The following is a 9,055-nucleotide window of genomic DNA, read 5'->3' on the forward strand; positions in this document are numbered from 1 at the left end:
CGGACGCCGTCTACCTGCGGCCGCTGCTCGGGATCCGCGCCGCCGCCACGCGCGCCGCCTGCGCCGACCAGGGCCTGGACCCGTGGCAGGACCCGCACAACGCCGACCCCGCGTACCGCCGCGTGCGCGTGCGCCACGACGTGCTGCCGGTCCTCGAGCGCGAGATCGGCCCGGGCATCGCCGAGGCGCTCGCGCGCACGGCCGACCAGCTGCGCGAGGACGACGACGCGCTCGAGCTCTTCGCGGCCGAGATGGTCGAGGAGATCGCCGACCACGCCGAGGCCGGCATCTCGCTCGAGGTCGCCGCGCTCCGGGCCGCTCCGCCCGCGCTGCGGCACCGGCTGATCCGCCTCGCAGCCCGCGAGGAGTTCGCCGCGCACCTCTCCCGGACGCACGTCCTGGAGGTCGCGCGGCTCGTGACCGACTGGCACGGGCAGGGGCCGGTCGACCTGCCGGGCGTTAGGGTCGTACGCAGGGACGAGCTCATCGTCCTCAGCGCCAGGACGACGGAAGAGTGACATGAGATCCACCGACATCGCCGACGACCTGACCGAGGTCCTGCACACCGAGGAGCAGATCCACGCACGGATCGCCGAGATGTGCCGCGAGATCGAGCGGGACTACGCGGGGGAGGAGCTCCTCCTCGTCGGCGTGCTCAAGGGCGCGGTCATGGTCATGGCGGACCTCGCCCGCGAGCTCGCCCTGCCGGTGCACATGGACTGGATGGCCGTCAGCTCCTACGGGTCGGGCACGAAGTCCAGCGGCGTCGTCCGCATCCTCAAGGACCTCGACGCCGACCTCACGGGCCGCCGCGTGCTCATCGTCGAGGACATCATCGACTCCGGCCTCACGCTCTCCTGGCTCCTCGCGAACCTCCGCTCCCGCGGCGCCGCGAGCGTCGAGGTCTGCGCCCTCCTCCGCAAGCCCGAGGCCGTGAAGATCGCGGTCGACGTGCGCTACGTGGGCTTCGAGATCCCGAACGACTTCGTCATCGGCTACGGCCTGGACTTCGCGGAGCGGTACCGGAACCTGCGCGACGTGGCCATCCTCGCGCCGCACGTCTACAGCTGACGCGCCCCTCTCCTCTTATCCGGCTCCAGGGCGGCGCACGTTCGGCTGGCGGCGAACACCGCGGCCACGCCCAGACAGCCGCTTGTATCCTCGAGACATCTCGTCGCCGTACGGCGCGGCACGGGCAGAAAGGTGTCGGGCCCGCGCCCCTACGCTCATGAACTTCAAGAAACTCCTCCGCAGCCCGATCCTCATCGTCGTCCTCGCCATCGTCGTGGTGTCGGTGGGCTTCAGCCTCATCACCGGATCCGGCTACAAGACCATCACCACGCAGCACGGCCTCGAGCTGATCCAGGACGGCGAGGTCGCCTCCGCCAAGATCATCGACGGCGAGCAGCGCGTGGACCTCACGCTCGCGAACGCCGACGGCGACAACGGCACCATGGTGCAGTTCAACTACGTCGCCCAGCGCGGCACCGAGATCGTCGCCGCCATCACGGAGGCCAACCCCGCCGAGGGCTTCGACGACCAGGTGCCGCAGCCGAGCTGGCTGCTGTCGGCGTTCAGCATCCTGCTGCCGCTGCTGCTCATCGGCTTCTTCATCTGGATCATGTTCTCCGGCATGCAGGGCGGCGGGAACCGCGTCATGCAGTTCGGCAAGTCGAAGGCGAAGCTCGCCTCGAAGGACTCCCCGAAGGTGACGTTCGCCGACGTCGCCGGGTCGGACGAGGCCATCGAGGAGCTCGAGGAGATCAAGGACTTCCTCAAGGAGCCCGCCAAGTTCCAGGCCGTCGGCGCCCGCATCCCCAAGGGCGTGCTGCTCTACGGCCCTCCCGGCACCGGCAAGACCCTGCTGGCGCGCGCCGTCGCCGGCGAGGCGGGCGTGCCCTTCTACTCCATCTCCGGATCCGACTTCGTCGAGATGTTCGTGGGCGTGGGCGCGAGCCGCGTGCGCGACCTCTTCGAGCAGGCCAAGCAGAACGCGCCGGCCATCATCTTCGTCGACGAGATCGACGCCGTCGGCCGCCACCGCGGCGCCGGCGTGGGCGGCGGCAACGACGAGCGCGAGCAGACCCTCAACCAGCTCCTGGTGGAGATGGACGGCTTCGACGTCAAGACCAACGTCATCCTCATCGCGGCCACCAACCGGCCCGACGTCCTCGACCCCGCGCTCCTGCGCCCGGGCCGCTTCGACCGCCAGATCGGCGTCGACGCCCCCGACCTGCAGGGCCGCCGGCAGATCCTCGAGGTGCACGGGCGCGGCAAGCCGCTGGCCTCGGGCGTCGACCTCGAGGTCCTCGCGCGGAAGACCCCGGGCTTCACCGGCGCCGACCTCGCCAACGTCCTCAACGAGGCGGCGCTCCTCACGGCGCGCTCCGACGCGCAGCTCATCGACGACCGCGCCCTCGACGAGGCCGTCGACCGCGTCATGGCCGGGCCCCAGCGCCGCAGCCGCATCATGCGCGACCACGAGAAGCTCATCACCGCGTACCACGAGGGCGGTCACGCGCTCGCGGCGGCGGCGATGAACAACACCGACCCGGTGACCAAGGTCACGATCCTGCCCCGCGGCCGCGCCCTCGGCTACACGATGGTGCTGCCGCTGGAGGACAAGTACTCGGTCACCCGCAACGAGCTGCTCGACCAGCTCACGTACGCCATGGGCGGCCGCGTCGCGGAGGAGATCGTGTTCCACGACCCCACCACCGGCGCCTCGAACGACATCGAGAAGGCCACGTCCACGGCCCGCCGCATGGTCACCGAGTACGGCATGAGCGCCAAGGTCGGCTCCGTCAAGCTCGGTTCCAGCTCCGGCGAGCCCTTCCTCGGGCGCGAGCTCGGCGGGGGACGGGACTACTCGGAGGACATGGCCCTCACGGTCGACGCCGAGGTGCGCGCGCTCCTCGACGGCGCCCACGACGAGGCGTGGCAGGTCATCAACGACAACCGCGACGTGCTCGACCACCTGGCCACCGAGCTCCTCGAGAAGGAGACGCTCGACCACGACCAGCTGGCCGCGATCTTCGCCGATGTGCGGAAGCTGCCGCCTCGGCCGCAGTGGCTGTCGAGCGACAAGCGCCCGCTGTCGGACCTGCCGCCCGTGCCCATGCCGCAGAAGGCGCCCATCGACCAGGGCGTCGTCGACGGCGCGGTCGACTCGGAGCCGCCGGCCGGCAAGCCGAAGCGCTCGCCCTTCCCGCGTCCCGCGACGGCCTGACCCGGTGGGCGTCGACAGGGCGCGCATCGAGGCGGCCGTGTCCGAGCTGATCCTGGCCATCGGCGAGGACCCGGGCCGGGAGGGCCTCGCGACCACCCCGGCCCGGGTCGCCGAGGCCTACGGCGAGTTCTTCGCGGGCGTCGGCACGGATCCGCTCCGGCACCTGCGGGAGACCTTCCCGCTCCCGGAGACGGCGGCGGCGCCGCAGCCCGTCATCGTCACGGGCATCGCGTTCCGCTCCATCTGCGAGCACCACCTGCTCCCGTTCACGGGCGTCGCGCACCTGGCGTACGTGCCGGGGGAGCGCATCGTCGGCCTCGGCCGCCTGCCGCGCGTGGTGGACGACCTCGCCTCCCGCCCGCAGATGCAGGAGCGGCTCGGCGAGCAGATCGCCGAGGCGCTCGAGCAGGGCCTCGGCGCCCGCGGCGTCGCGGTGATCCTCGACGCGACGCACGGCTGCGTCACCGCGCGCGGCACGCGCCAGGCCGGGAGCACCACCATCACCATCGCCGCGCGCGGTTCGCTCGCCGAGGCGTCCGCGCGCGCGGAGGTGCTCGCGCTGCTGCCCGTCGCCGCCGGCCGGGACCGGCCGTGACCCGCGCCCCGTCGTCCGGCGCGCTCGTGATGGGGATCCTCAACGCCACCCCCGACTCCTTCAGCGACGGCGGACGCCACCTCGCGCTCGACGACGCGCTCGCGCACGCCCGGCGGCTGGTCGCGGCGGGCGCGGACGTCGTCGACGTGGGCGGGGAGTCCACCCGGCCGGGAGCCGGCCGCGTCGACGCCGACGAGGAGCTCGCCCGCGTCCTGCCCGTCGTCCGCGAGCTCGCGTCCGAGGGCCTCGTCGTGAGCGTCGACACCATGCGCGCGGCGACCGCCGCGGCGTGCGTCGCCGCCGGTGCGCGGATCGTCAACGACGTGTCCGGCGGTCTGGCCGACCCGCGGATGGCGGCGGTCGTCGCGGGCGTCGACGTCGACTACGTGGCCATGCACTGGCGGGGCCACAGCGACACGATGGGCGCGCGCGCGTCCTACGCGGACACCGTCGGCGAGGTGCGCGACGAGCTGCGCGCCCGCGTCGAGGCGCTCGTCGCCGCCGGGGTGGATCCCGCGCGCATCGTCCTCGACCCGGGCCTCGGCTTCGCGAAGGACGCCGCGCACGACTGGCAGCTCCTCGGATCCCTCGAGGCGTTCACCGGCCTCGGTCACCGCGTGCTCGTCGGCGCCTCCCGCAAGCGCTTCCTCGGGCGCCTGCTGCCCGACGGCGCCGCCGTCGAGGACCGGGACGTGCCCACGGCCGTCGTCAGCGCGCTCGCCGCGCGCGCCGGGGCGTGGGCCGTGCGCGTGCACGACGTCGGATCCACCCGCGTCGCGCTCGCGGTGGAGGAGGCGTGGGCGCGCGGACGCGCCGAGGCCGGGCACGCGACCCCTGCCGCCGGCTCCGCGCGACCGGCCGCCGCCGGGTGGTCGGCCGCCGCCGGTCTGTCAGAGTAGGAGCATGAGCGCCGTGAGCCAGGACCGTGTCGTCGTCTCCCCGCAGGGGCTGCTCGTGCGCATCGCCGTGGCCGCGCTCATCGCCTCGGTGGTCCTCGGCGCCGGGCTGACCTTCCCGGCCGACCTCGCCGGAGGCGCCGCCACGGCCGTCGTGGTCGTGAAGGTCGCGGCCGCCGTGCTCGGCCTCCTCGGGTCGCTCGGCGCCGTCTACGCCTCCGTCGTGCTGCTGTCGCCCGTCCTCACCACCGCGGGAGCCGTCCTCTGGCCGGTCGCCGTGGTGCTCCTCGGCACCGCGCTGGGCATCGTGGGCGCCCTCCCGTTCGCCGCCACGGCCGGCGACGGGGACGCGTCCCACGGCGCCCTCGGTCTCGTCGCCGCGGTGCTCGTCGTCCTCGGCGTCGCCGCCGCCGTCGCGTGGGCCGTCGTGCAGCGCCGCGTGGCGCGCCTCGCCGCCACGGCCCGCCGCGTCACCGAGACGGGCCGCCGGACCGCGGCCATCGTCACCGCCGTGCAGCGCCTGGACGGATCCGGCGACGCCGTCCGCGCGCGCCTCACCGTGGCCTTCACGGACGCCGACGGACGCGACCACCACGTGACCCGCACCGTCACCACGGCCGACCGCCTGCTGCCCGCCGTCGGCGGCAAGCTCCCGCTCTGGTACGACCCGACCGACCCGGGCGACCTCCCCTCCATCGTCGTGGGCCGCTCGTGGTGACCGCCCTCCCGACCGACCGCATCGTCCTCACCGGGCTGCGCGTCCACGCGCACCACGGCGTCCACGCGGAGGAGCGTCGCGACGGGCAGGCGTTCGTGATCGACCTCGAGGTCGCCCTCGACCTCGCCCCCGCGGGCGGCAGCGACGAGCTGGGCCGCACCCTGCACTACGGGGAGCTCGCCGAGGAGGTCGCGGCGGCCGTGGGCCGGGATCCCGTCGATCTCATCGAGACGCTGGCCGAGCGCGTCGCGGCGGTCGTGCTCGCGCACGCCGTCGCCCGGTCCGTGCGCGTCACCGTGCACAAGCCGGACGCGCCGATCGCCGTGCCGTTCGACGACGTCGCCGTCGTGATCGAGCGCGCGTCGACGCTCCCCGAGCCGGGTGCGCCCGTGCGCGCGGTCGTGGCCGTCGGGTCGAACCTCGGCGACCGCCGCGCGACCATCGAGGACGCCGTCGCCCGCATCGGCCGCGTGCCCGGCCTCCGGGTCGTCCGCTCCTCCGAGCTCGTGGAGTCCGTCGCCGTGACGCCCGCCGGCGAGGACCCGACGAAGCCCGGCTACCTCAACGGCGTCGTGCTGGTCGACTCCGGCCTCGGCCCGCACGCGCTCCTCGACGCGCTGGCCGCCATCGAGCGCGACCTCGGCCGCGTGCGCGACGAGCGCTGGGGCGACCGCACCATCGACCTCGACGTCGTCGCGTTCGGCGACGCGCGGATCCACGACGACCGCCTCACGCTCCCGCACCCGCGCGCCGCCGAGCGCGCCTTCGTCCTCGGGCCCTGGCTGCAGGCGGACCCGGACGCGGAGCTGCCGGGCCGGGGCCGCGTGGACGCGCTGCTGCGGGACCTCGAGGCAGCGGGATCCGCGGGATCCACGGGCCCCGCCGAGGCCGGCCGATGACCCGCACGCGCTCCACCACCCTGGTCGCCCTGCTCATCGCGGGTGCGGCCGTCGGCTGGTTCGCCGAGAACGCGCTCCTCATGAGCGGGCGCGCGCTCCTCATCCCGCCGCTCACCCTCGGCGCCACCCTCCTCATCGTCGGGATCGTCCTGCTCGCGCTCGCCCGTCCCATCCGACGCTCGACGCTCGGCCGCACGCCGGGACGCGTCGACCCGTTCCGCGCCACGCGCGTGGTGCTGCTCGCCAAGGCGTCGGCGCTCGCGGGGGCGCTGCTGACGGGGATCACGGGCGGGGTGCTGGCCTTCGTGCTGGCCCGGCCCGTGCTGCCCGGCGCGTCCTCCGTCGGGCTGGCAGTGGCCGGTACGGTGGGAGCGGTCGTCCTGCTCGTCGCCGGGCTGGTCGCCGAGCACTGGTGCACGGTCCCTCCCGACGACCGGGACGACACGCGTCCCGGGGACCCGGCGCGCGAGCTCTCCTAGGCCCACCGCCGCACCCACCCCGAGGAGCCCCCGTGACCGCGAACGTCGACCCGCACGGCGTCTCCTGGCGCCGCGTCTCCCCGCGCCTCATCGGCGTCGAGCTGGTGGGCGGGGTGATCACCGCCCTCGTCCTCGGCGGCGTCGCCGCCTTCCTGTACGCGGTCGACGCGCCCCGGTGGCTGCCGATCGTGCTGGGCGCCGCGGCGCTCGTCGAGCTCGTGGTGACGCTCGTCGTCGTCCCGCGCCGGGTGCGCGCGATGGGCTACCAGCTGCGCGAGGACGACCTGGTGTTCCGCCGGGGCATCATGTGGACGCGCGTCGTCGCGGTGCCGTACGGCCGGATGCAGCTGGTCGACATCACGCGCGGGCCCGTCGGCCGGGCGCTCGGCCTCGCCGACCTCAAGCTCGTCACGGCGGCGGCGGCCGCGGCCATCCAGATCCCCGGCCTCACGAACGCGGACGCCGAGGAGCTGCGCGACCACCTTGTTGCCCTCGCCGAGACCCGCCGGGCCGGGCTGTGACCGACCCGACGCCGGGGGAGCCGGACCCGGCGCGCGCACCGCGGATCCCGGAGTCCGCGGACGACCGGGCTGTCGCGCCCGCCGCGCCCGCCGGCCCCGCCGCGGAGGCGCGCATCGCCGAGGAGCTGACCGACGGCGACTGGCACCGCCTCCACCCCGCCACGCCGCTGTTGCGCGGCGGCATCGTCTTCCTCGTCGTCATCGGCTTCCTCCTGTCGTCCCTGCGCGAGCAGCTCGTGGAGCAGTTCGTGCCCGGTCAGCGCCGCGACGGCGAGCAGGACCTCATCCCGATGCTCGTCGAGACCGGCAGCCTGATCTGGGTGATCCTCGGCCTCCTCGCCTTCACCCTGCTCGCGGTCGGCGTCTCGTACCTGTCGTGGCGCATGCACACGTTCCGCGTCACGGAGGAGACCGTGGAGGTTCGCAGCGGCATCCTCTCGCGCACCAACCGGCGGGCCCGGCTCGACCGGATCCAGGGCGTCAACATCGTGCGACCGGTGGTCGCCCGCCTGATCGGCGCGGCGAAGCTCGAGATCCAGGTGGCCGGCAACGACGCCAACCTGCCGCTGCAGTACCTCCGCTCGCGCGACGCCGACGCGTTCCGGCTGCGGGTCCTCCGCCTCGCGTCGGGCGCGCGCGCCGAGGCGGCCGGGTCCCGTCCCGCTCCCGCGTCCGGCCCGGCCGGCGCCGCACGCGGCTTCGTGGGCGCCCGCGTCGACGACTTCCTGGCGCCCGAGCTCGACCCCGACGCCGCGCCGCCGCAGTCGGTCGTGCGCATCCCGATCCCGCGCCTCGTAGGGGCCGTGCTCCTGTCGGCGCCCACGGTCGTGCTCGTGCTGTTCGTCGTGGTCGGGATCCCGCTCATCGTGCGCTTCGAGGCCTGGTACCTGCTCGTGCCGCTGCTGCCGACCCTCCTCGGCTCCGCCGGCTTCTTCGTGCGGCGCATCACGCGCTCGCTCCGCTACAGCGTCGCCGGCACGCCCGACGGCGTGCGCGTGGGCTTCGGCCTGCTGTCGACGAGCAACGACACCATCCCGCCCGGCCGGATCCACGCGGTCGAGGTCGTCCAGCCGCTCCTCTGGCGGGCCGCCGGCTGGTGGGAGATCCGCATCACGCGCGCCTCGCACTCGTCCGCGCCCGGCGCCGCGGGGCAGCAGAACACCTCGATCCTCCCCGTCGGCGACCGCCGCGACGTGGACCGCGTGCTCGGCCTGGTGCTCCCCGACCTGGTGGGCGAGCAGGCGCTCGCGCTAGTCGACGTGGGCATGACCGGCCGCGGCGGCACCGACGACGGCTTCACGACGTCGCCGCGGCGCGCGCGCATCCTCAAGCCCTTCTCCTGGCGCCGCACCGGGTTCGCGGTCGACGCGTCCGCCTTCCTGGTCCGCCGCGGCGTGATCTGGCGCCGCCTCGTGATCGTGCCCCACGCGCGCACCCAGGGCGTCGACCTCGCGCAGGGGCCCGTCGACCGCCGCCTCGACCTCGTCTCGGTCCGCGCCGCCACGGTCGCCGGTCCCGTGGACACGCGCCTCGGCGCCATCGACCGCGCGACCGGGATGGAGCTCTCCACCCGCCTGGTCGCGGCCGCGGTCGCCTCCGCCCGCTCCGACACGTCGGCGCACTGGGGTGCGGGGTCCGGGGACTGGCCGGCGCCGGCCTCCCCGACCGCCTCCGCCTCCGCCTCCCCCCCCGAGCCCGCCTCCGCCTCCGCCCCCGAG

Annotated in this window: 10 protein-coding genes; all 10 read left to right on the forward strand. The window is 74.8% G+C overall.

Going from position 1 to position 9,055, the window contains the following annotated elements:
- Positions 1-518: TilS substrate-binding domain-containing protein (locus Q6969_RS09935; RefSeq protein ID WP_317230296.1), on the forward strand; the 518-nt coding region annotated here is incomplete at its 5' end.
- Between the two features lies 1 nt (position 519).
- A complete protein-coding gene (gene hpt, locus Q6969_RS09940) occupies positions 520-1,071 on the forward strand; it encodes a hypoxanthine phosphoribosyltransferase (RefSeq protein WP_317230297.1) in 552 nt (183 codons plus the stop codon).
- 157 nt (positions 1,072-1,228) lie between these two features.
- A complete protein-coding gene (gene ftsH / locus Q6969_RS09945; RefSeq protein ID WP_317230298.1) occupies positions 1,229-3,229 on the forward strand; it encodes an ATP-dependent zinc metalloprotease FtsH in 2,001 nt (666 codons plus the stop codon).
- 4 nt (positions 3,230-3,233) lie between these two features.
- A complete protein-coding gene (gene folE, locus Q6969_RS09950; RefSeq protein WP_317230299.1) occupies positions 3,234-3,824 on the forward strand; it encodes a GTP cyclohydrolase I in 591 nt (196 codons plus the stop codon).
- 29 nt (positions 3,825-3,853) lie between these two features.
- Positions 3,854-4,723, forward strand: coding sequence for a dihydropteroate synthase (gene folP / locus Q6969_RS09955; RefSeq protein ID WP_317230304.1), 870 nt, complete (start codon positions 3,854-3,856; stop codon positions 4,721-4,723).
- 4 nt (positions 4,724-4,727) lie between these two features.
- Entirely contained in the window at positions 4,728-5,438 is a 711-nt protein-coding gene (locus Q6969_RS09960; protein WP_317230300.1) for a DUF3592 domain-containing protein, read from the forward strand.
- Positions 5,435-6,337 (forward strand): 2-amino-4-hydroxy-6-hydroxymethyldihydropteridine diphosphokinase, encoded by a 903-nt coding sequence (folK, locus tag Q6969_RS09965; RefSeq protein WP_317230301.1) that lies wholly within the window; start codon positions 5,435-5,437, stop codon positions 6,335-6,337. Before Q6969_RS09960 ends, folK begins: the two co-directional genes overlap by 4 nt.
- On the forward strand, positions 6,334-6,816 hold the full coding sequence (locus Q6969_RS09970; protein WP_094115249.1) for a DUF3180 domain-containing protein: 483 nt from the start codon (positions 6,334-6,336) through the stop codon (positions 6,814-6,816). Before folK ends, Q6969_RS09970 begins: the two co-directional genes overlap by 4 nt.
- Positions 6,817-6,848: 32 nt before the next feature.
- Positions 6,849-7,337 carry a PH domain-containing protein gene (locus Q6969_RS09975; RefSeq protein ID WP_317230302.1) on the forward strand — a complete coding sequence of 163 codons (489 nt, stop codon included), beginning with the start codon at positions 6,849-6,851 and terminating at the stop codon, positions 7,335-7,337.
- Positions 7,334-9,055 (forward strand): PH domain-containing protein (locus Q6969_RS09980; RefSeq protein ID WP_317230303.1); only part of this gene is annotated, 1,722 nt, incomplete at its 3' end. The genes Q6969_RS09975 and Q6969_RS09980, both read left to right, overlap by 4 nt.

Origin of the sequence: Clavibacter sp. MX14-G9D, from assembly GCF_032917815.1 — a bacterium.
Taxonomy (GTDB): Bacteria; Actinomycetota; Actinomycetes; order Actinomycetales; family Microbacteriaceae; genus Clavibacter; species Clavibacter michiganensis_K.